Source organism: Gordonibacter urolithinfaciens (genome assembly GCF_900199375.1).
GTDB classification, from domain to species: Bacteria; Actinomycetota; Coriobacteriia; order Coriobacteriales; family Eggerthellaceae; genus Gordonibacter; species Gordonibacter urolithinfaciens.
Genome location: NZ_LT900217.1, coordinates 2748763 through 2768815 on the forward strand (window position 1 = coordinate 2748763; position 20053 = coordinate 2768815).

General features: G+C 66.5%; 20 protein-coding genes and 1 riboswitch. Of the genes, 16 read left to right on the forward strand and 4 right to left on the reverse strand.

Annotated features, from left to right (window positions below; all coding sequences use genetic code 11):
• Window positions 1-41: 41 nt before the first annotated feature.
• The gene (locus tag BN3560_RS11720) at window positions 42-770 is read right to left on the reverse strand and encodes a hypothetical protein (RefSeq protein WP_096228185.1); all 729 of its coding nucleotides are present in this window, start codon (window positions 768-770) and stop codon (window positions 42-44) included.
• A 429-nt stretch (window positions 771-1199) separates the two neighbouring features.
• Between BN3560_RS11720 and BN3560_RS11725 the strand changes: the two genes are divergently transcribed.
• Genes BN3560_RS11725 through BN3560_RS11735 form a run of 3 tightly spaced genes read left to right on the forward strand, consistent with a single transcriptional unit; the run spans window position 1200 to window position 3611 of the window.
• On the forward strand, window positions 1200-1850 hold the full coding sequence (locus tag BN3560_RS11725) for a TetR/AcrR family transcriptional regulator (RefSeq protein ID WP_096228186.1): 651 nt from the start codon (window positions 1200-1202) through the stop codon (window positions 1848-1850).
• Window positions 1847-2821 (forward strand): ABC transporter ATP-binding protein, encoded by a 975-nt coding sequence (locus BN3560_RS11730; protein ID WP_096228187.1) that lies wholly within the window; start codon window positions 1847-1849, stop codon window positions 2819-2821. Before BN3560_RS11725 ends, BN3560_RS11730 begins: the two co-directional genes overlap by 4 nt.
• Window positions 2814-3611 (forward strand): ABC transporter permease subunit, encoded by a 798-nt coding sequence (locus BN3560_RS11735; protein ID WP_096228188.1) that lies wholly within the window; start codon window positions 2814-2816, stop codon window positions 3609-3611. The genes BN3560_RS11730 and BN3560_RS11735 overlap by 8 nt, the downstream gene beginning before the upstream one ends.
• A 118-nt stretch (window positions 3612-3729) precedes the next feature.
• Here BN3560_RS11735 and BN3560_RS11740 read toward each other — a convergent pair whose 3' ends face one another.
• Together BN3560_RS11740 and BN3560_RS11745 are read right to left on the reverse strand one after the other, a co-directional pair.
• Entirely contained in the window at window positions 3730-4578 is an 849-nt protein-coding gene (locus BN3560_RS11740; RefSeq protein ID WP_197702190.1) for a nitroreductase family protein, read from the reverse strand.
• On the reverse strand, window positions 4575-4961 hold the full coding sequence (locus BN3560_RS11745) for an ArsR/SmtB family transcription factor (protein WP_096228189.1): 387 nt from the start codon (window positions 4959-4961) through the stop codon (window positions 4575-4577). Before BN3560_RS11745 ends, BN3560_RS11740 begins: the two co-directional genes overlap by 4 nt.
• A gap of 307 nt (window positions 4962-5268) precedes the next feature.
• On the opposite strand from BN3560_RS11745, the gene BN3560_RS11750 reads away from it, so the two are divergent.
• Together BN3560_RS11750 and crcB are read left to right on the forward strand one after the other, a co-directional pair.
• The gene (locus BN3560_RS11750) at window positions 5269-5559 is read left to right on the forward strand and encodes a hypothetical protein (RefSeq protein ID WP_154270687.1); all 291 of its coding nucleotides are present in this window, start codon (window positions 5269-5271) and stop codon (window positions 5557-5559) included.
• Window positions 5560-5636, forward strand: a riboswitch (Fluoride riboswitch).
• An 86-nt stretch (window positions 5637-5722) separates the two neighbouring features.
• Entirely contained in the window at window positions 5723-6124 is a 402-nt protein-coding gene (crcB, locus tag BN3560_RS11755; RefSeq protein WP_096228191.1) for a fluoride efflux transporter CrcB, read from the forward strand.
• A gap of 42 nt (window positions 6125-6166) precedes the next feature.
• Here crcB and BN3560_RS11760 read toward each other — a convergent pair whose 3' ends face one another.
• On the reverse strand, window positions 6167-7666 hold the full coding sequence (locus BN3560_RS11760) for a response regulator transcription factor (RefSeq protein ID WP_123649924.1): 1500 nt from the start codon (window positions 7664-7666) through the stop codon (window positions 6167-6169).
• Between the two features lie 356 nt (window positions 7667-8022).
• Here BN3560_RS11760 and BN3560_RS11765 point away from each other — a divergent pair, with 356 nt between their 5' ends.
• The 11 genes from BN3560_RS11765 (at window position 8023) to BN3560_RS11815 (ending at window position 19991) form a co-directional block, all read left to right on the forward strand.
• On the forward strand, window positions 8023-9270 hold the full coding sequence (locus BN3560_RS11765) for an MFS transporter (RefSeq protein ID WP_157780581.1): 1248 nt from the start codon (window positions 8023-8025) through the stop codon (window positions 9268-9270).
• 226 nt (window positions 9271-9496) lie between these two features.
• Window positions 9497-9733 (forward strand): hypothetical protein, encoded by a 237-nt coding sequence (locus tag BN3560_RS11770; protein WP_096228194.1) that lies wholly within the window; start codon window positions 9497-9499, stop codon window positions 9731-9733.
• A gap of 30 nt (window positions 9734-9763) precedes the next feature.
• On the forward strand, window positions 9764-12076 hold the full coding sequence (locus BN3560_RS11775; protein WP_096228195.1) for a molybdopterin-dependent oxidoreductase: 2313 nt from the start codon (window positions 9764-9766) through the stop codon (window positions 12074-12076).
• A 33-nt stretch (window positions 12077-12109) separates the two neighbouring features.
• Window positions 12110-12442, forward strand: a complete 333-nt coding sequence (locus tag BN3560_RS11780; protein ID WP_096228680.1) for a 4Fe-4S dicluster domain-containing protein — start codon at window positions 12110-12112, stop codon at window positions 12440-12442.
• 70 nt (window positions 12443-12512) lie between these two features.
• On the forward strand, window positions 12513-14018 hold the full coding sequence (locus BN3560_RS11785) for an MFS transporter (RefSeq protein ID WP_096228196.1): 1506 nt from the start codon (window positions 12513-12515) through the stop codon (window positions 14016-14018).
• A 134-nt stretch (window positions 14019-14152) separates the two neighbouring features.
• Window positions 14153-14389: a hypothetical protein gene (locus BN3560_RS11790; RefSeq protein WP_087191973.1), complete on the forward strand. Its 237-nt coding sequence runs from the start codon at window positions 14153-14155 to the stop codon at window positions 14387-14389.
• Between the two features lie 33 nt (window positions 14390-14422).
• Window positions 14423-15721: a trigger factor gene (locus BN3560_RS11795; RefSeq protein WP_096228197.1), complete on the forward strand. Its 1299-nt coding sequence runs from the start codon at window positions 14423-14425 to the stop codon at window positions 15719-15721.
• A gap of 6 nt (window positions 15722-15727) precedes the next feature.
• Window positions 15728-16003 (forward strand): hypothetical protein, encoded by a 276-nt coding sequence (locus BN3560_RS11800; RefSeq protein WP_096228198.1) that lies wholly within the window; start codon window positions 15728-15730, stop codon window positions 16001-16003.
• Window positions 15996-18302 carry a molybdopterin-dependent oxidoreductase gene (locus BN3560_RS11805; RefSeq protein WP_096228199.1) on the forward strand — a complete coding sequence of 769 codons (2307 nt, stop codon included), beginning with the start codon at window positions 15996-15998 and terminating at the stop codon, window positions 18300-18302. Before BN3560_RS11800 ends, BN3560_RS11805 begins: the two co-directional genes overlap by 8 nt.
• Window positions 18303-18322: 20 nt before the next feature.
• Entirely contained in the window at window positions 18323-18658 is a 336-nt protein-coding gene (locus BN3560_RS11810; RefSeq protein WP_096228200.1) for a 4Fe-4S dicluster domain-containing protein, read from the forward strand.
• Between the two features lie 160 nt (window positions 18659-18818).
• Window positions 18819-19991 (forward strand): MFS transporter, encoded by a 1173-nt coding sequence (locus BN3560_RS11815; RefSeq protein WP_096228201.1) that lies wholly within the window; start codon window positions 18819-18821, stop codon window positions 19989-19991.
• The last annotated feature ends 62 nt before the right edge of the window (window positions 19992-20053 follow it).

Here is a 20053-nt window from a genome sequence, read left to right on the forward strand (position 1 = left end):
GGGGCCGTCTCGTCGCGGCCTGCGATGCGCCAGCGCTGCCGTTAGCGCAGGCGCGCTCCCACCAGGCGCTTGAAGGCGGCGGCGTTGTCGGGCGACACGTTGATGGCGCGCACGGGGCGGCGCGTTCCGGCGAGCGTGCGGACCTCCAGGGGCTCGGAGAGCTCGATCCAACAGGGCGGGGCGCCCATGACGCCCAGGTCGAGGCGCTCGCGCTTGGGGACGTCGGGCGCGGCGGCACCCACGCCGGTCACGAGGCGCAGCGGCACGTCCTCGCAGACGAAGGCGGCCCAGCGCACGGTGAGCGTCTCGTCGTCCACGAGCAGCGGGTTCAGCACGCTGGCGCGCGCGGCGGCCACGAGCCACAGAAGGGCGTACAAGGAGGCGGCGAACAGCGGCGGCAGCAGCGAGAACGTGCCGGCCGACCCCGCCGCCGCGGAGACCGCCAGCGGCGAGAGCAGCCCCGGCGCGGCCAGCTGGGACGCCGCGAGGTACCCCGCCCACACCACCGGCAGCACGGCCAGGGGCGTGAGGCCGCGGCGGCGCACCACCAGCAGGTAGAACGCGGCGGGCACGCACACCATGAGGTCGAACGGCACGGCCACGTTCACGGCGAACGCGTGGGCCGAGGCGGGCACGGTGGCCGCGCACGCCAGGTCGACGGCGTAGAGCGCCAGGACGACGGCGAGCGCCAGCAGCAGGCGGCGCGCTCCGAGCGCGCGGACGGGAGCGGCGGATGCGGTGGGTTCGGGGAGGTTCGAAGAGCGGGCCATGGCGTCTCCTGTCGTCGGCGGGAGGGCGTGTCGCGTGATACGGGTCCATGATAGCAGACGGGCGAGGAGGGGGCCGGGCCGGCTGCCACCGGAGGAGCGGGCGGGAGGGAGCAGGAGGGGGAAGGGGGCTGGGGGTGCCCCTCCCCGTTTCAGCCGGTCGCAGGGGAGGGCGGCAGCGCGCGTCGGTGGGTGCAGCGTGACATGCCGGCCTTGCGCGTCGGTCGTGCCCGTCTGCCTCGCATGCGAGGCAGACATGGCTCGGGGGCGCCGGCCTCGCATGCGGGCCCGGCGCGCTACGGGCTTGGCGGCTCTCCCAATGAAAAAACCTCCTCGACCCCTTCTAAAAAATAGTCAACGGGGTAGCATGATCTCCAATCCGTTGACCGAGCGGTCAACGGCCGCAGAGCGGCAGGAAGGGAGGCGGCGGCAATGAGTGCAACGGACGATAGGGAGCATGCGGACTTCAGCAAGTTCGAGAGCCTCCCCGAACAGCGACGCGAGGCTATCGTCAACGCCGCCGTGGAAACGTTCGGTCGATGCGACTACAAAAGCGCTTCGACCGAGGACATCGCACGGCGCGCTGGCATCTCGAAGGGCCTTCTGTTCTTCTACTTCAAGAACAAGAAGGAGCTGTACCTCTACCTCATGGAGCACCTCATGGAGAAGGTGTCCGATCTGGTGGTGGACGACGGATTCTACGAGATCGACGATTTCTTCGATCTGCTCGTGTACGCAGCTGAAACCAAGCGCAAGGTGCTTTCGCGTTTCCCCTACCTGCTGGAGTTCTCCGTCCGGGCCTTCTACCCGGAGCACAAAGACATCAAGGACACGATGGACAGCTGGACGCAGCGGCAAATCGACCTGATGTTCTCCACGTACTTCAGATGCGTGCGGTTTGACCGGTTCCGCGACGACATCGACCCGAAGTACGTGCTCGACCTGCTGATTTGGCTGGCTGACGGCTACCTGCACCAGCAGCGCGCCCTGCATCAGCGCCTCGACATGGATGCGATGCTGGACGAGATGTACCGCTGGTGCGACATGCTGAAAGCCTATTCGTACAAGGAGGAATACCGATGAGCGCAACAATCGGCCCCGCGATTGCGATCGAGGGGCTCAAGAAAGATTACGGAAGCGGGCGCGGCGTGTTCGGCGTGTCGTTTGCCGTGGAGCGGGGCGAGGTGTTCGGCTTTTTGGGACCGAACGGCGCCGGCAAGACGGTGACCATGCGCAACCTCATGGGCTTCATCCGCCCCGATGAGGGAACCGTGAGCATCAGCGGCCTGAACTGCTTCAGCCAGCGCGCCCGCATCCAGGAGCACCTGGGCTACCTGCCCGGCGAAATCGCCTGCATGGACGAGATGACCGGCGCGGCGTTCCTGGAATTCATGGCGCGCATGAAGAAGCTGCGCGACCGCACGCGCATGGAGCAGCTGATCGAGTACTTCGAGCTGGATCCCGCGCGGCGCATTCGCAAGATGTCGAAGGGCACGAAGCAGAAAGTGGGGCTGGTCTGCGCGTTCATGGCCTCGCCCGACATCGTCCTGCTCGACGAGCCCACGAGCGGCCTCGACCCCCTCATGCAGAGCCGCTTCATCGACCTCGTACTGGAAGAGAAGCGCCGCGGCACCACCATCTTGCTATCGTCGCACCTGTTCGAGGAGGTTGAGCGCACGTGCGATCGGGTGGCGTTCATCCGCGGGGGCAAGCTGGCCGCCGTTGAGCGCATGGACGACGTGCGGAAGTCGCGCAAGCGCCTGTTCGTCGTCACGTTCGCCGACGAGGCCGCGCGCGACCGCTACGCGGCGGCCCACCGCGACACCGACGGCTGCGGCGAGGCGGGCTTCAGCGTGCAGAAGCAGGGGACGACCAGCGTGGAAACGGCCGTGTCCGGCAACCTCGACGCGTTCGTGAAGGACCTGGCCGCGTACGAGATCGTCGATCTCACCGCGCGCGAGCAGACGCTCGAAGAGCTGTTCATGCACCTGTACGGCACCTTCGGCGACGCGTCGAACCGCAGGTCGGGGTTGAAAGGAGGCTCCCATGAATAAGACGCTGTTCGCGAAGGAGCTGCGCGCCAACCTGTTCGTCAGCGGCATCATCGCCGCGGTGCTGGCTATGTACATCGGCACGATCGTGGCGATGTACGATCCTAAGCTGGGCGAGAGCCTCGACCTCATGATGCAGAGCATGCCCGAGCTGTTCGCGGCATTCGGCATGTCGATGCAGGCCACCACGCTGCTCGAGTTCATGCTCAACTATTTGTACGGGTTCCTGCTGACCATCTTCATCCTCGTGTTGATCCTCGTGATGGTGAACAAGCTGATGGTGCGTTATCTCGACCGCGGAGCGATGGCATACCTTCTGGCCACGCCCAACAGCCGCACGCGCATCGCGTTGACGATGGTCGGCGTGATGGTTGCCATCCTGGTCGGCCTGTGCGCGTTGACCACGGCGCTCGAGGTGGGTTTCGCCGAGGCGCTGTTCCCCGGCGACCTCGACGTGCGGGCGCTCGTGCAGGTGAACCTGGGGTTGTTGGCGTTGTGGCTGGCTACGGCCGGGCTGTGCTTCCTGTCGGCCTGCCTGTTCTCCAATTCGTCGGCGGCGCTGTGGGTGGGCGGCGGCCTCTGCATCCTGTTCTTCCTCATGCAGATGGTGTCGCAGGTTGGCGACAAGTTCGAGTTCCTGGAGAACGTCAACCCCTTGACGCTGTTCGACTACTACGGCTTGGCCGCAGGCGACGCTTCGGCCATCGGGGGCGCGATTGCGCTGGCCGCGAGCGCGGTGGCGCTGTTCGCTGCGGCAGTTGCGGTGTTCGACCGGCGCGACTTGAGCATCTAGCAGGTTCGAGGGCGAGACAGGGGGGGGCGTGACAGGGGGACGGGGATAATGTCTCATTCCGCGATGCGGCAAGGCTTCGGCAGACGTATTGGAATGAGACATTATCCCCGTCCCCCTGTCACGCCCCCCCCTGTCTCGCCCAGGCGAAGCTCTCCGTGCCGGCGCCCACCTCGAAGTGGTATTTTGCGATGCCCAGGTCCACGGCGGTGTAGGCACCGGAGAGGGTTTGGGCGCGCACCGTCTTGCCGTCGAGCAGCAGCTCGAAGCGGAACTTCTGCTGGTTCAGGGCCGTGGGGGCGAGCAGTGCCGCCCGCACGCCGCGTTCGAACCACTCCGGCGGCTTCCCGGCCGCACGGCTCACGTCCTCGGGTGCCTTCGACTTGCGCGGTCTGCCCTGCGTGGCGCCGTAGCCGAGCGCCAGCGCGCAGACCAGCCTCTCTTCCGGCCCGGCGAGGCGGCGGACCTGCCGCTTGCTGAACGTGAGGGCTGCCCAGCACGTGTTCAGCCCGAGCGCCTGGGCCGCGAGCACGAGGCGCTCGCCGTAGTAGCCCGCGCGCTCGTCCAGGTTGTCGGCCGTCTTCCCGATGATCGCCACGTAATTGCGCACGTTGGCAAACTTCCCGTAGCGCGCCAGCATGCTGGAGAACGCCCGCGGCTCGTCGAGCACGACCTGCATGCGCAGGCCGCCCTCGCGGTTGCAGGCGTCCAGCTCGTCGCATAGTGCGGCGAGCACCGGGCCCTCGATACGTTGGCCGGTGAAGCTGCGCACCGAGTGGCGGCGCTCCATCGCCTCCTCGACGGTGCAGAGGGGGAGGGCGCCGCCTGAGGGGGTCGTGCGATCCTCGCACGCCGCGGCGTTCTCATGCGCTCTCCCGGGCATGTCCTCGTCTTCGCGGGCGCCGCCGGGCCCTCCTTCGACCTTCTCCATAATGCCGCGCTCCTTCTGCTCGTGCGGGTTCGTTGTCATCGCTGCACCTTGCCTTCGCTGTCTTGCAGGTAGCCTTCGAGGTTGGCCTGCTGTACCAGCTCGTAGACGCGGTCGACGAGCTGCTTGAGTTGCGCCCACTGCGCGTCGTCGGCGGCAATGTGGTAGAAGTTCATGGTGCCCGCGCGCCGAAGGGCGATGATGTTCGCGTCGCGCAGGATCTTCAGGTGGTGCGACACGGCGGGGCGGGAGAGGTGCGTGCGCACCGTGATCTCGCCCACGCGCAAGCCGCACTCCTCGGCCTCCAACAGCGCCATGATGATCTGCTGGCGCGTCTCGTCGCCCAGAGCCCCGATGATGCCCCGGCACTTCTTGAACCCCTCTGCGAGGTCCAGCCTGCTCTGCGCCCATTCGCGTTCGTCCATCGATGATCCTTCGTCCATCGCGTCTTATACGGTTCGATTGTTCGAACCATTAAACCATGAAGAGGCGGCTCGCAAGGCGGGGGGAGGCTGGCGTTTTCCCTTGGGAAAGAAATTCGAGACGGAGGCCGTGGCCCTCCGGTTCCGCCCTGGCTCTTACCGCCGAGTGCCCCGTGGCCGCTGGTGCGCGCCGCCGACCCCTTACCGCCGGCGCTTGCACCGGCCGTCGCGCATGACGCGCGGGCATTCGTTTCGCTACGGGTCGATGCGGGCGATTGCGCCGGGGTGCCGGGCATGGTTGCATGGGCGCATGGGATTTCGCAAGACATACGTGGACGTGGTGGCGAACATCGACGTGGACGGGCGCGTGACGCCGCTGTCCATCCGATGGCGCGACGGCCGGACGTTCGAGATCGACCGGGTGCACGAGGCCATCCGGCGCGCGTCCACCCGGGTGGGCGGCACGGGGATACGCTACCTGGTGACGGTTCACGGCCGCGACAAGTACCTGTTCTTCGAGGACCCGCGCTGGTTCGTGGAAGAGGTCGTACCCGAGGACGAGGGGAGCGCGTCGCTTGCGGGCGGGGCCCGCAAGCGGTAGAATGCCTGCGGGAATGAGGTTCTCCCTAAGCCGCTCGAAGGCTTGAACCGCGTAAAGCTGATGACTTCTGCAAACGGACTCCCCATGGGGGAGCGCCCGCGCGCGGGTCGTCGGCTTTTTTCATGCCGCGCGGCCGGCGGGGGGGTGTCGGAAAGGACGGGATATGGCAGCGGTGCTCTGGGTGGGCGCCGGCGGGTTTCTGGGCGCCGTCGGGCGCTACCTGCTGGGGCTCGTGCCCTCCGAGGGGGACTTCCCCCTTATGACGTTCCTCGTGAACTTCGCCGGTGCGGTGGCCATCGGCGCGATAACCGAGGTGGCGGGTGCCACGTCGGCCCTGTCGGCCGAGGCGGCGCTCTTCTTGAAGACGGGCGTGTGCGGCGGCTTCACCACGTTCTCCACGTTCTCGCTGGAGACGCTCGCGCTGTTCGAGGGCGGCAAGTACGCCACGGCCGCGCTCTACGCCGGCGGCAGCCTTGTTGCCTGCGTGCTGGGCGTAGCGGCGGGCAAGCTTGCCGTGCGCGGCGCGCTGTCGCTCGTGCAGCTCATCGGCGCACAGGGCGCCTGACGGAGCGGGAGGCGCGTTGGACGCGCGGCCGGCCGGCGCGCTTCATGCCGTATCGCCGGCCTCCTGGGCCTCCACGATGTCGATGAGCTCCTGCTGCGAGTGAATGCCCATCTTCTGGTAGATGTGGTAGGTGTGCGTCTTGACGGTGCGCTCGGCCACGTAGAGCTGGTCGGCGATATGGCGCGCGTTGCGCCCCTTCACCAGGTAGAACAGTATCTCTCCCTCGCGTGGGGTAAGGTTGAAGGTGCGGGTCGCCTCGGCGCATTTGTGCTTGTAATGCTGCTCCACCACCGCCTCGGGGTCGGTCTCGGGCTCGGACATCGGGGCGGGAGGCGCCTCGACGGGCTCGGGCTCCTCGGCCACGATGGCGTACTGGTCGGGCCTGACGGTGGCGACCACGATGTAGGCGCATACCAGCATGATGAGGACCATGGCCGCCACGGTGAGCCAGCCCTTGCCGAAGTCCGTGGCCACGAACGCGCCGGCGAACCAGCCGAGTGCCTGGCCGAGGACGATGAAGAAGCGTCCTCTCGCGAAGCAGTAGCACGGTGAGATGGACAGCAGCGTGCCGCGCAGCGACAGCACCGAGGCGTTCGTGTAGTCCAGCAGGTACAGGATGACGAAGAGCGGCGGCGCGGCGACGGTGTTCCAAGGCGCCTGCAGGAACCCGGAGAGGATGAGCCCGCACACGAGGAAGGGCAAGAGCACGAGCTGCACCCTTCCCATGGCAAGGAGCCGGGGCGCCTTCCGGCTCAGGAGCAGGAAAATAAGCGCGACGCAGACGAACGCCGCGCCCATGGTGATGGGCGGCAGGACGCCCTTGCTGATTCGCGCGACGACGAGCCCTGCTATCACGCCGCACATTATGCCGTCGACCAGCATGATGTAGGAGCCGTTCGGGCTGTACCGGCTCGTCTCCGCCAGCCAGCGCTCGTCGCGCTCGCTCGTGAGCTCGGTCGTGCTCGGCGGTGAGGCTGCGAGAAGCGCGAACGAGCTCGCGCACAGCAGCAGGAACGCCGTGATGGCGGCAGGGCCGGGCATGGCCAAGACGCCGGCCACGATGCATCCTGCCAGTCCGAACGACCATAGGTTGGCTGCGCGGATGCGCTCCTCGCCAAGCGAGCTGCGCACGTCCGCCCAGACGCACGAGAAGTAGGCGCCCGAGGCGCCGAACACGGCCCAGAGCGCGAACTGGAGTACCAGGGGAAGTGCGAACGCGAGCACCGTCTCGAGCAGGACGATGCCGGGCAACAGCAGCTGCAGGGCCAGGAAGCCGGTTCGCACCCGGTTGGAGGAGACGAGCTCGTTGCGACCCTTGCAGCGCGTGATGACGAAGTAGAAGCCTGCCATGGCGGCGAACATCGTGCCGTGGGTGAGGCCGTGCATGACGGGCGTGTTGGTTGCGACCGTGGCCAGCAGCGGGCTGAAGGCGGCAAGCAGCACGGACGCGGTGAAGAGCGTGAACCCCGCGATCCCCGCCAGCTCCCGCTCGCTGTAGCGGTTCGCCTTTCGATTTGCATGCCCCTTGGTGGTTTCGGCCATGGTCGCGTATCCCCCCTGATTCCACGTACCCATGCGAAAGCCGGCGCGCGGCTCGGCTTGGGAGGGCCCGCCCTCCGATGCGCTGCTCCGCAGGTTTCGGATATATCGTATTCTATCGCGTGCGGTATGCTATCGAGAGTACGTTTTCTCGTTTCGATGCCGCCGGAGCCGATTTAATCCTCTGAGTAGCAAGACAAAAACCGTCCCCGTGGCAATCATGGCCAAGCGACGGGCGGATGCCCTGCGGCGCGCGAGGGGCGCGGTCGCAGGCGCGGCCTCCGTCGGTCCGGCGGCAGGGCCCGTGCCGCGTTGTGCTCGGCGACGCAAGCGGCCCTCGGCGTAAAGGGGAAGGCGCCATGAGAGAGACGTTTCGCAGGTTCTTCGCCTATTTCAGGATCGAGCACGCGCTCGTGCTCGTGCCCGTGTTCGGGCTCGCGGTGTACGACAGCGTGTTCTCGGCGTTCTCGTCGATTCTCGGCGTGCTGGGCGACGCGTATCCGGACGTGCCGCGCACGATGGTGCAGATGGTGCTCTCGGTGCCGCCCCTGGTGAGCATCCCCGGAACGCTGTTCTCGGGGTTCCTGTCCTCGTACGTGCGCAAGAAGCGCATCGCGGAGTTCGCGCTGGCGGTGCTGTTCGTCGGGGGCATGATCCCCGCAGTCTTGCCCGAGCCCAGCATCTACGCCCTATTCGCGTGCAGCGCCTGCGTGGGTCTCGGGCAGGGGCTCCTGCACCCCATGGCGAACGCTTTCATCTGCCAGACCTGGGACGACGACGGCGAGCGCAGTCGCGCTCTCGGGTTCAAGCAGGCGTTCAACTTCATTGGGGAGGCGCTGGTCGCCCTGCTCGTGGGGTTCTTGGCGCTTTCCCATTGGGGCAACGCGTTCCTCGTGTACCTGGGTGTGATACCCGTGTTCATCGTAGCCCATATCGCGCTTCCCGAGGGCGGCCTAGACAAGCGGCTTGTCGGCGGGAAGGGCCGTGCGGCCGGCTTGAAGGAGGTGTTCAAGCCCCGCGCCGTCTACCTGTTCGCCCTGTTCTTCTTCGCCATGATGTTCCTGTTCGGCTTCCACACCAATATCGCCATGCTGGTGCAGGAGCGCGGCCTGGGCACGACGGCCGACGTGTCGGTGGTGGCCTCGTCGGTGAGCGTCGTGTCCTTCCTTGTGGGCATCGCATATGGGAAGGTGTCGAAGACGTTCGGCCCTTCCACGCTGTGCATCGGGTTCGGGTGCCTCTCCGCGGGAATGCTCGCCGTGGCGGCGTTCGGCTACAGCTTTCCGGTGATCATGGCGGGCGGGGTGCTGTTCGGCATCGGATCGGGCATCCAGCAGATCAGCACCATCTACTACATCTCGAAGACGGTGGACAAGAGCGTGGTGACCATGGCCATCTCGGTGCTGGTCTCGTTCGTCTCGCTCGGCGCCACTTTGTCGCCGCTCGTTATCAACGGCCTGCAGGTGCTCGTGTGGGGTGCGGAATCGGCAGCGGGCTCGCTCGCCGTGGCCGGATGCGGCTTCGCGGCGCTCGTCGCGGTGGAGGCGATGTCCTCCCGACGCAAGAGAGGGGCGGGCCGGCAGGGAAAAGGTGCTGGGCGCGGCTAATACCCAGAGTATCGCACCCCGTTGGAACAGTTTCAAACCGCCAGTTCAGAGCATGGTTTCCAGGTTAATACCCAGCAGCAGATGCGTCGGCGCCGCCAACCGGGGAAACTCGTCGGCATCGAAGCCGCCGTGGGCCAAATGAGCCGAGACACGGTGGGGTCGAAGGATGAAGGAGGGCCTCGGGGAAGTTGGCGGCCCGAGGGAGTTGCGAGGAAGGAAGGTTCATATGGCAGATCAGGAGTTGCTCGCCCGGTATGCGCCGACGATCGATTCGCCGGAAACGAAGGAGGCTTACCTGCTCGACGGCGAGCTCTACATTCGCCACGAGTTCCGCGACCCGGCCGAGCTCCAAACGCGCATGACCTACCACCGGGTGGGGGAGGACAACGTCGTGTCGAACGACAACCTTGTCCTGCTGGGCGTATGGGCGCGCGCCCAGAAGCAGGGCGAGCAGGTGAAGTGATACGAGAGCGAACGCTGGAAGGAGAATTGCATGAGAGAGTGCTTCGATCCTCAAATCTACAAGAAGGATTGGCAGTACCAGGAAGGGGACCTCACCGTCACGCGCACGTGCCAATGGTCGGCTCCCGGCTGCCACCAGGGGTGCAGCATCCTGTTCTACACCGACAAGGACGGCAAGCTGGTGAAGGTCGAAGGCGACCCCAACTCGCCGGTGACGGACGGCCGTTTGTGCATGCGCTGCCTGGCCATGGTGGAGGCCGTGTACCACCCCGACCGCATAATCTATCCCATGAAGCGCGCCCGCGAAGATCGCGGCAAGGACAAGTGGGAGCGCATCACCATGGACGAGGCGTACGAGCTGTGCGTCGAGATGGTGAAGGACATCACCGAGAAGTACGGCGCGAAGTCCATCTGCACCGGCGCGGGCACGGGCCGCAACGCCACCTGGCAGTCCAACGTGCTGGGGCAGGGCGCCTTCGGCACGCCGAACGACAACTGCGGCCTGCTCGCGGGCAACTGCTGTTACACGCCGCGCATGCAGGGCATGAACGCGGTCTTGGGCGACACGTTCATCGCCGACTGTGGACAGCTCAACGAGGCGCGCTTCGACCACCCCGACTACCGGCGCCCCGACCTGTTCATCATCTGGGGCAACAACCCGCTTCGGGCCAACGCCGACGGCTTCTACGGGCACTGGATCATCGACTGCATGCGCCGCGGCTCGGAGCTGTTCGTGGTCGACCCGCAGGTGACGTGGCTCTCGGCGCATGCCAAGCTCTACGTGCAGGTGCGTCCCGGCACCGATGCGGCACTCGCTCTGGCCATCGGGCACGTGATGGTGGAGGAGGAGCTCTACGACAAGGAGTTCGTGGAGTGCTGGTGCTACGGTTTCGACGAGTACAAGGAGCGCGTGAGCGATTGGACGCCCGAACGCGCCGCGGAGATCTGCTGGTGCGAGCCTGAGAAGATCTACGAGGCAGCGCGCCTCATCGGCACCGCCGGCGTGACCACGCTGCAGTGGGGCGTGGCCTTCGACCAGACGAAGTGGGCGAACGGCACGGCGCATGCGGCCGTGGCCGTGCAGGCGCTTACCGGCAACATCGACAACCCCGGCGGCTTCGTGGGCATCAACTTCGGCTACGTGCAGTCCGACATCCGCGAGAACATTGCCAAGAGCCTGCCGAACGTCCGCGAGGGCCGCTTGGGCGACGACGGCAACTGGGGCCTCATGAACGCCGTGGGCAAGGGCGGCCACGCCATTCCCGAGGCCATCCTCGACGCGGCCGAGACGGGGGTGCCGTATCCGGTGAAGATGCTGTTCATGTGCTCCACGACGGCGTTCACCAACATGGCCGGCCAGGCACGGCGCGTGTACGACGTGTACAAGGACATGGACCACGTGGTGGTGTGCGACCTGTTCATGACGCCCACCGCCATGGCCATCGGCGACCTGTTCATCCCCATGGCCATGGGCTGCGAGCGCAACGGCGTGCGCGGCTGGTACACGCCCCTGCGCTCCATCGTGAAGGTCACGCAGACCGGCGACGCCGTGGGCGACGAGCAGATGATGCTCGAGCTCGGCAAGAAGATGAACCCCGACCTGTTCTATTGGGACGACGTGCCCGAGATGCTGGAGTTCTGCACGAACAACATGGCCACGGTTCCCATCCATATCACGTTCAGCGAGCTGCGCGAGAAGGTGATCGTGTACCCCGAGTTCGAGTACTACAAGTACAAGACGGGTAAGCTCCGCTTCGACGGCAACCCCGGGTTCAACACGCTGTCCGGGCGCGTGGAGCTGTTCTGCAACATGTACAACAACGTGGGCATGGACCCGCTGCCCTACTTCAAGGAGCCGCCCGAGAGCCCCGAGAGCACGCCCGAACTGTTCGCCGAGTACCCGCTCGTGCTCACGACCGGGCGCCGCTGCTGGGAGTACTTCCATTCCGAGCATCGCCAGCTGCGCTCCATGCGCGAGTTCCACAAGTGGCCGATGTTCGCCATCAACCCGGCCGACGCCGAGGCGGCGGGCATCAAGGAGGGCGACTGGGCCGTCATCGAGAACGCGCACGGCAAGGCCATCGAGGTGGCCCATGTCACCGGCACCATCATGAAGGGCGTGGTGAGCGCCGAGCACGGCTGGTGGTTCCCCGAGCGCGACAAGGAGGAGCCGTCGCTTTACGGGGTGTGGGAGTCCAACATCAACTGCCTCACCGTGCAGGGGGACTTCGGCCCGAGCGGTTACGGCTCGTCGTACAAGACCCAGCTCTGCCGCGTCTACCCGGCGCCGGAGGGATACGGGGCCGAGTTCGAGAGGATGTACGCGGAGCACCACAACCTGTAGGCGCCGCCATACTAAGGAAAGGAGATGGGACGCATGGCACAACATGGTCTTTTGATCGATTACGAGTTCTGCACGGGCTGCCACGCCTGCGAGATGGCGTGCAAAGTGGAGAAGGGCCTGGGCGAGGGCGAGTGGGGTATCAAGCTCGCCCAGATAGGGCCTTGGAAGCTGGACGGCGACGCGTGGGAATGGGACTACGTCCCGATGCCCACCCAGCGCTGCGACCTGTGCGCGGAGCGCGTGGCGGCGGGCAAGGTCCCGGCGTGCGTGCACCACTGCCAGTCGCTGGCGATGGAGTTCGGCCCGGTGGACGAGCTTGCCAAGAAAGCGGTCAAGCCGCGCATGGCGCTGTTCACGGTTCGGTAGGGGATTATGCCCCCGCAGTGCACCGGGAGGGCGCGCCGCGGGGGCCGGCATACGGCAAAGGGGGTTTCGCATGAGCGAGAAGGTTTCACAGCTAGGGGACCGGGCGGTTTCGGCCATCCAGAACAACGTTGGGCAGGCGCTCGGCCTGATATACGGCCTCGGCATGCTCACCTGGACGGCGTTCAACCAGATGAACAGCAACTACTGGTCGTACTTCCTCACCGAGATCTGCGGTTTGGAGCCCACCGTCATGGGCACCGTGAAGGCGGTCACGGGCGTGGGCGAGTGGTTCTTCGTCATCATAGCCGCCATCATCATCGAGCGCGTGTGGCTCAAGCACGGCCAGTACCGTAGCTGGCTTCTGGTGGCGCCGCCGGCGACGTTCGTCTGCCTGCTCATGACGTTCGTCGATCCCGTGTTCCTGGACATGGGTGCCAAGACGGCTTGGATGATCTTCTTCCAGATCGTGGGCGGGTTCTTCTCCAGCTTCTTCATGATAGCCGCCACGTCCATCGTACCGGTTATCAGCCGGACCGAGGCCGACCGCACGCTGCTCTCGCAGCGCAAGGCGCAGGGCAACATGCTGGTGAAGGTGCTGTTCGCCGCCATATCGCTGCCGGCTATCCTGGCCATCAACGGCCTCGTGTACCGCGTGCCCGCCGGCGAGAACGCCCAGAACGCAGGACCGGCCGGATTCACGGTGCTGGCGCTGGTGTTCGGCATCATCATGATCGTCATGTTCGTGGTCATGTACAAGCGTATCGACGGCATGGACCCCACGCAGAAGATATGCGAGGAGCGCGCTGCGGCCAAGAAGCGCGGCGAGAAGGTGCCGCCCCTCGCCGCCGGCGAGAAGGTGGGCCTGGGCGAGATGCTCAAGTACTGGCTCACGAACCTTCCGGCCGTCATCGGCCTGTTCGCCGAGATCATCCGCTTCGTGGCGCAGATGACCATCCAGAGCATGGCCATGTACGTGTTCACCTACGCGTTCGGCGACGTGGCCATGGCGGCCGTCATGCTCACGGCGTGCAACGTCACGGGCCTCGTGGCCACGTTCGTGTCCGAGCCCGTCGCCCGCAAGGTGGGCATCCGTGCCACGTACCTGGTGGGCATCGGGGTGTCGTTCGCGTTCTCCGTCGTGTGCCTCTTCGTGGGCGCGTCGAGCATGATGGCCTTCATCGTGTGCATTTGCGGCATCTACTTCGGCATGAACTTCATGAACGGCACCATGATGGGCATGCAGTCCAACGCCATCGCCTACGGCGAGTGGCGCGACGGCAAGACCGCCAAGGCGTTCATCATGTCCACGTTCCAGTGGTGTCCGAAGATCGCCAACGCGGTGGCCGGCCTGCTCACAGGCTTCGGCTTGGCCGCCATCGGATTCGTGTCGGGCATGGAGGCGTCGCCCGAGCTCGCACAGGGCATGGTGAACATCATCTGCCTCATTCCCGCCGTGTGCTTCGGCGTGGCGTTCGCGGCCTTCTTCTTCGGCTACCGTCTGACACCGAAGAAGATGGAGCAGATCGCCGTCGACCTCGCTGCCCGCGAGGCTGAAAAGGGCGCGGACGGCAAGTAGCCGTCCGCCGATTGACTACAACCGGGCGGGCCGCAAACAGCGCGCTTGCGGCGGGGACCGAGCGTCCCAGCCGCTGGCCTGCGCCGTGGCGAGTGGCTGCGGACGGCCCGTCCCTAACGGAAAAGAGGACTCACATGTGCTTCAGACCGGCTGCCATCAGCATGGACAAGACGTGTCCCGCCTGCGGCGCGACCAACGACTTCAATAACGAGAACTGCGACCAGTGCGGCGCGACGCTGCCGAGCGCCCCGCCCATCGCGGGCATGCCGGGGGCGCCCGGGGCGCCAGGTGCCCCCGGAGCGCCAGCTGCCCCGAAAGCCCCGGCGGCGCCGGGAGCCCCTGCGGCCCCGAAGGCCCCTGCGGCCGAGTAGCGCCGAAGACGCAGCCAAGGACGGGAGCGAGCCATGGACTTCAAGAAACTCGAGAGGGCGGACGATGAGGCGACCGGCGCGGTAGAGGTTGCCGTCGTGCTGGACGCCGCCGAGGTGCACCGACAGCTGGCGGAATTCTACGGCGCGGTGGGCGCGGCGTGCAAGCTGCCGTCCGATGCGCAGTGGGATGACGTGGACGCCGCCGGCGCGCGCACGATGCCGCCGGAGGACTACCGCGAGGTGCGGCGCGACTTCGTGGTCAACCGAGCGGCGGGCGAGGCGCTCGCGGCGCTCGGCATCGAGCCGGCGCTCACGCCGCGCGTCCGCGCCACGGCGTACCCGGACGCGGGCGAGGACTTCGCCTTCGAGCTGTCCGCAGTGGAGAGGCCGGCGCTTTCGCTGTCGTCGGCGGACCCCGTGGAGATCGAGGCGGAGGATGTCCGGGTGACCGGCGAGCTGGTCGATGCCCGCATCGCGGAGCTCATGGAGGCGCGCGCGGAGTTCCTGCCGGCCGACCCGCACCCGGTTGTGCTCGGCGACGTCGTGAGCGTCGACGTGGCCACGTTCTTGGAAGGGCGGCCGGTGCCGCGCCTCACGGGCAAGAGCATGGTGCTCGAGCTGGCGGACGGCTCCATGCCCGAATCCTTCGTCGAGCGGCTCGTGGGCATGGACGTGGGCCAGACGCGCACCTTCGACTACGAGGTGCCGCGGCCGCGAGCCCTCGGCGACGGCGACGTGGAGTGCTATACGGCCACGGTCACGGTTCTCGGCCAGCTGCACAAGGAAGTGCCGGCCCTCACCGACGCGTGGGTCGCCGAAAGCATAGAGGGCGCCTCCACGGCGGCGGAGTTTCGGGCTGCGGTGGCCCGCGGCCTCGAGGCCGAGGCAACGCTGCTCAACCGCGACGCGCATGCCCGCCTGGCGAACATCGAGCTGGAGAAGCGCCTGCAAGGGGTTATTCCCGACGCGTTCTACCAAGCCTCGCGGGACGGCCTGCGCCGCTCGCTCGAACGCGAGCTGGCCGGCAAGGGCCAGACGATCGACGACTACTACGAGCAGGAGCGCATGAACGAGGAGGAGCTCTCCGTGCAGCTGCTCATCAAGTCGGGCGAGAACCTGCGCCAGGGCTTCGCGCTGGAGGCCCTGTTCGACGCACGCGGCATGGAGCTTGCCGAGGATGACCTTCGGCTTGCGTGCGAGGAGGCGTTCGGCGCCGGGTCGTACGACCCGGAAACGCTCGAGCGCACGGGGAGGCGCCGTGTGGTGGAGGATGCCGCGAAGCGCATCGCCGCCCTCAACTGGCTCGCCGACACGGCGGTCGTGAAGGGCTGACCGGTCATGGAGCGCTGCTACGTGTGCAACCACTGCGGGAAATGCGACGAGATGGAATGGGGTATCGCCCCACCGCCGCCCGTCTGCCTCGACTGCGGGCATGCCGTGGAGCCGGGCGAGAGCCCCGTCCGCTGCGCCGTGTGCGGCAGCGGGCTCATCGAGGCGGCCGACCGGGCCGCATCGCCCGGGCCCGGCGGCGCGCAGCCCTCCGTCGGCCCGCGCAACCAGGGAAACCGCTTCGCCAACGGGCGGAGCGCAACAGAGAGGAGAGAGCATGAGTGAGTTGACCCGCGTGTCCGAGACGCCTCGCGTCACGGAGCTCGAGGACGGGACGAAGGTGTACCGCACGGCCCAGTGGTCGCCCCCGGGCTGTCACGGCGTCGGCTGCGGCCTGAGGGCGTTCGTCAAGGACGGCAAGCTGGTGAAGGTGGAGGGAGACCCCGACCAGCCCATCACGAACGGGCGCCTCTGCGTGCGTTGCCTGACGCTGCCCGAGTACCTCTACCACGAGGACCGTCTCCTGCATCCCATGAAGCGCGACCGCGCGAACCGCGGCCAGCCCGACAAGTGGGAGCGCATCTCGTGGGACGAGGCGTACGATATCATCGTGGAGAAGTACCGCGAGCTTACCGAGAAATACGGCCCCGACACGGTGTCGGTTTGGACGGGCACCGGCCGCGAGGCCAGCGCGTACCAGTTCCAAACGTGCAACCAGGTGTTCCACAGCCGGACGGCCATCCACGCCAACGGCGGCTGGTCGTGCGTCATCCCACGCCAGACCGCCATGGACTGGCTTCTGGGCTGCGCCTACGTGGAGTACGACGGCGCCTTCGGCTTCAAGGACCGCTACGACGACCCGCGCTACGAGCTGCCCCGCTACATGCTCGTGTGGGGCCGCGACACGCTGTGGTCGAACCCGGACGGCCTGTTCGGGCACAGCACGGTTGACATGATGAAGCGCGGCATGAAGGTCATCGTGGTCGACCCCCGCGCCAACTGGCTCGCCCGCCACGCCGCCTACCATTTCCAGATCCGGCCCGGCACCGACGCGGCGCTCGCCATGGCATTCAACGCGGTCATCATCAAAGAGGACCTCTACGACCACGACTTCGTGGAGAAATGGACGTACGGCTTCGACGAGTACGCGGAACGCTGCTGCACCATGACGCCCGAGAGGGCCGCCGAGATCTGCGAGGTGCCGGTCGAGGACATCTACGCCGCCGCCCGCTGCCTTGCGCAGAAGCCATGCACGGCGTCGGTGGGCCTCAAGACCGACCAGAACCCCAACACGCTCCAGATTTGCCATGCCATCTGGGGTATTTTCGCCATCTGCGGCAACCTGGACAACCCGGGCGGCATCAAGCTGGGACAGACCATGCTCAACGGCGGCTCCACGGGCCGCAAGGGCGTGGGCATGCTGGTGGAGGAAGAGGACTCGAACCCTATCCCCATCGCCGGCCACGACCAGTATCCGGCCATGGACTTCATCATCAACACCACGCAGCCCGACTGCACGTTGGACACGCTGCGCACGAACATCCCGTACCCGATAGAGTTCCTGTTCATCCAGAGCTCGAACTTCATCTCGTCGTGCATCACCCAGCAGCCCATGCAGTGGATGGAGGCATGCCGCCACAAGGAGTTCGTGGTGGCCACCGACATCTTCATGAACCCCACTATCCAGGCGCTCGCCGACGTGGTGCTTCCGGTGTCCACCTCGCTCGAGCACGAGGGCATCGTCACGTTCCACGGCTGCAACCAGCCCGGCCAGTTCCATGCGCTCACGAAGGTGCTCGAGCCGCTCGGCGAGTGCAAGTCCGACCTGGAGATCATGCTCGACCTCGACCACCGCATCAATCCCGACCGCACCGAGGACGCCGAGAAGTGGTCGAGCCCGCACGCGTACCTGGACAACAAGATCCAGAACATACCCTACACGGCCGACCCCGACACGGGCGAGGACATGACCTACGAAACGCTGCGCGAATGGGTGTACGGCCGCTACGAGATTCCCTACTACCAGTACGAACTGGGGTTGCTGCGCGCCGACGGCAAGCCGGGCTTCAAATCGCCCACCGGGCGCGTGGAGCTGTGGAGCACGGTGAAGCAGCACCTAGGCGAGGATCCGCTGCCCTACTACGAGGAGCCGCGCTTCTCCAAGCGCTCGCGCCCCGAATGGATCGACGAGTACCCGCTCGACTTCGTCACGGGCGCCCGCCGTCCCACGTCGTTCCACACCGAGCACCGCATGATCGATTCGCTGCGCGAGATACGCACCGCAGCCACGGTGGAGATCCACCCCGCCACCGCCGAGAAGCACGGCATCGGCCAGGGCGACTGGGTGACCATCGAGAACCCCTGGGGGAAGTGCCAGATGGTTGCCGATATCACGCCCATCGTGAAGGAGGGCGTCATCGGGTGCGACCACGGATGGTGGTACCCGGAGGACAAGGACGCCGAGCTGTTCAGCGTGCGCAAGTCGTCCATCAACTCGCTCATGCCGTGGAAGGAGATCGGGAAGCTGGGCCTGGGCTCCCACTACGGAGCGCTGCCCTGCAAGATCTGCCGGACCGAAAACTAGCCTGGAAGGGAGGTATTGATATGGCCACCTATGGACTGATGATAGACAACGAGTACTGCACCGGCTGCCACACCTGCGAGATCGCCTGCCGCAACGAGCTGGGCCTGCCCTTGGGGCAATGGGGCATCAAGCTTTTGGAGATGGGGCCGTGGCGCAAGACCGACGGCACCTGGGAGGGTAAGTACGTCCCCGTGCCCACCACCTCGTGCAACCTGTGCGAGGGCCGCGTTGCCGCGGGCGGGGAGCCCTCGTGCGCGCTGCACTGTCTAGCTAACGCCATCGAGTACGGCACGCTCGAGGAGCTGGCCGTGAAGATGGCCGAACGCGGGGCGCAGTGCTCGGTGTTCCTGCCGTAAGCACTTGGAGCCGGGCGCGAGGCACTCGGCCGGAAACAGCTGCGCCCGGCTCTTCTCCTGCTTGATCGGCGCCGGTGCCTGGTGCGCACGTTTTGAACTTGGCTCGGCACCGGTTTCCGGCTTTGGAAGCCAGGGGTTGCTGCAAGAGGAGGGGGAGGGCATGGGGAGCGCGAAGCTGTGGAACACGAGGTTCGCGCAGCTGTTCTGCATCGAGGCAACGCTGCAGTTCGGGCTGTACCTTACGCGACCCCTCATCGCGGGTTATGCGGTTTCGTTGGGAGCGTCCCTGACTTTGGCGGGTTTCCTCGCGGGGCTTCTCGCCGCAGCGGCTCTCGCTGCAAGGCCGGCGAGCGGCATCGTTGCTGACAGGCTGGGGAAAAAGGACCTGCTCTCGGTATCCTGCGGGCTCTTCGCGGTCTCGGCTTTGGGGTGCGCCCTGTTCCGGTCGATCCCGCTCATGGCGCTCTTCCTGACCCTGCAGGGGTTCGCCTTCGCCTTCAAATCGACCGTCGTCGTCTCGCTCGCATCGCTTGTGGTTCCCGAGGAGAGGGTGGGAAGCGGAGTGGGGTGGCTGGGGGTAGCCTACACGATAGCCTGCGCCCTGGGTCCTGCGTTCGGCTCGCTCGTCGGCGACATGGCAGGCTATGCGGGCGCCTTCGCCACCTCGGGGGCTCTGCTTTCAGCGGGGTTCGTCATGGCGGTACTGTTCAAGACGCCTCCCGCTGCAGAGGTTCGCGCATCGTCGGGCGGGCGGCTTCGCGGAAAGCCCTCCGATTGGCTCTACGGCCCCGCGCTGCCGCTTTCCGCGGTAGCCGGCCTGCTGATGGTGGCGCAGGGCGTGACGTCGTCGTTTGTGCTCGTAGTGGGCGAAATGCGCGGCATCGAGGGTGCGCCCCTGTATTTTCTGCTTTACTCCTTGGCAACGGCGACGGCGCGACCTTTGGCAGGGCGCATCAGCGATGCGCGCGGCGTCCATGCGGTGGCGGTTCCCATGATGATGCTCGCCGCATTCGGGATGCTGGCGGCGGCGTTCGTGGATTCGTTCGCGGGCATCGCCGCGGCGGGAGTGTGCATGGGGGCGGGGCAGGGATCCGCGTACTGCGCCCTGCAGGCCGAGTCGGTGCGCGGGGTTTCTAAGGATCGAGTTGGGCGCGCTGCGAACACGTTCTATCTCGGACCGGATCTCTGCATGGGCTTGGGCCCCGTTCTGGGAGGTTTCGTACTGCAGGCGGCGGGGGCGGCGGCCCTGTTCCTGTTCAACGCGACGGCCGTCCTGACAGGCTTGGGGCTGCTCGTCGTTTGCGGAAGGCGGCGTGCCGACAGCGCCTCTTGACGGCAGCCGTGCAGCCACGCTCCGTCGGCTGCGAAGGCTGCCGCGCCCCCTCATGCTCCCGT

Bases quoted from the DNA above. Each gene is read 5' to 3' on its own strand.
- BN3560_RS11720 (WP_096228185.1), bottom strand. From the start codon at position 770: ATGGCCCGCTCTTCGAACCTCCCCGAACCCACCGCATCCGCCGCTCCC.
- BN3560_RS11725 (WP_096228186.1), top strand. From the start codon at position 1,200: ATGAGTGCAACGGACGATAGGGAGCATGCGGACTTCAGCAAGTTCGAG.
- BN3560_RS11730 (WP_096228187.1), top strand. From the start codon at position 1,847: ATGAGCGCAACAATCGGCCCCGCGATTGCGATCGAGGGGCTCAAGAAA.
- BN3560_RS11735 (WP_096228188.1), top strand. From the start codon at position 2,814: ATGAATAAGACGCTGTTCGCGAAGGAGCTGCGCGCCAACCTGTTCGTC.
- BN3560_RS11740 (WP_197702190.1), bottom strand. From the start codon at position 4,578: ATGACAACGAACCCGCACGAGCAGAAGGAGCGCGGCATTATGGAGAAG.
- BN3560_RS11745 (WP_096228189.1), bottom strand. From the start codon at position 4,961: ATGGACGAACGCGAATGGGCGCAGAGCAGGCTGGACCTCGCAGAGGGG.
- BN3560_RS11750 (WP_154270687.1), top strand. From the start codon at position 5,269: ATGGGATTTCGCAAGACATACGTGGACGTGGTGGCGAACATCGACGTG.
- crcB (WP_096228191.1), top strand. From the start codon at position 5,723: ATGGCAGCGGTGCTCTGGGTGGGCGCCGGCGGGTTTCTGGGCGCCGTC.
- BN3560_RS11760 (WP_123649924.1), bottom strand. From the start codon at position 7,666: ATGGCCGAAACCACCAAGGGGCATGCAAATCGAAAGGCGAACCGCTAC.
- BN3560_RS11765 (WP_157780581.1), top strand. From the start codon at position 8,023: ATGAGAGAGACGTTTCGCAGGTTCTTCGCCTATTTCAGGATCGAGCAC.
- BN3560_RS11770 (WP_096228194.1), top strand. From the start codon at position 9,497: ATGGCAGATCAGGAGTTGCTCGCCCGGTATGCGCCGACGATCGATTCG.
- BN3560_RS11775 (WP_096228195.1), top strand. From the start codon at position 9,764: ATGAGAGAGTGCTTCGATCCTCAAATCTACAAGAAGGATTGGCAGTAC.
- BN3560_RS11780 (WP_096228680.1), top strand. From the start codon at position 12,110: ATGGCACAACATGGTCTTTTGATCGATTACGAGTTCTGCACGGGCTGC.
- BN3560_RS11785 (WP_096228196.1), top strand. From the start codon at position 12,513: ATGAGCGAGAAGGTTTCACAGCTAGGGGACCGGGCGGTTTCGGCCATC.
- BN3560_RS11790 (WP_087191973.1), top strand. From the start codon at position 14,153: ATGTGCTTCAGACCGGCTGCCATCAGCATGGACAAGACGTGTCCCGCC.
- BN3560_RS11795 (WP_096228197.1), top strand. From the start codon at position 14,423: ATGGACTTCAAGAAACTCGAGAGGGCGGACGATGAGGCGACCGGCGCG.
- BN3560_RS11800 (WP_096228198.1), top strand. From the start codon at position 15,728: ATGGAGCGCTGCTACGTGTGCAACCACTGCGGGAAATGCGACGAGATG.
- BN3560_RS11805 (WP_096228199.1), top strand. From the start codon at position 15,996: ATGAGTGAGTTGACCCGCGTGTCCGAGACGCCTCGCGTCACGGAGCTC.
- BN3560_RS11810 (WP_096228200.1), top strand. From the start codon at position 18,323: ATGGCCACCTATGGACTGATGATAGACAACGAGTACTGCACCGGCTGC.
- BN3560_RS11815 (WP_096228201.1), top strand. From the start codon at position 18,819: ATGGGGAGCGCGAAGCTGTGGAACACGAGGTTCGCGCAGCTGTTCTGC.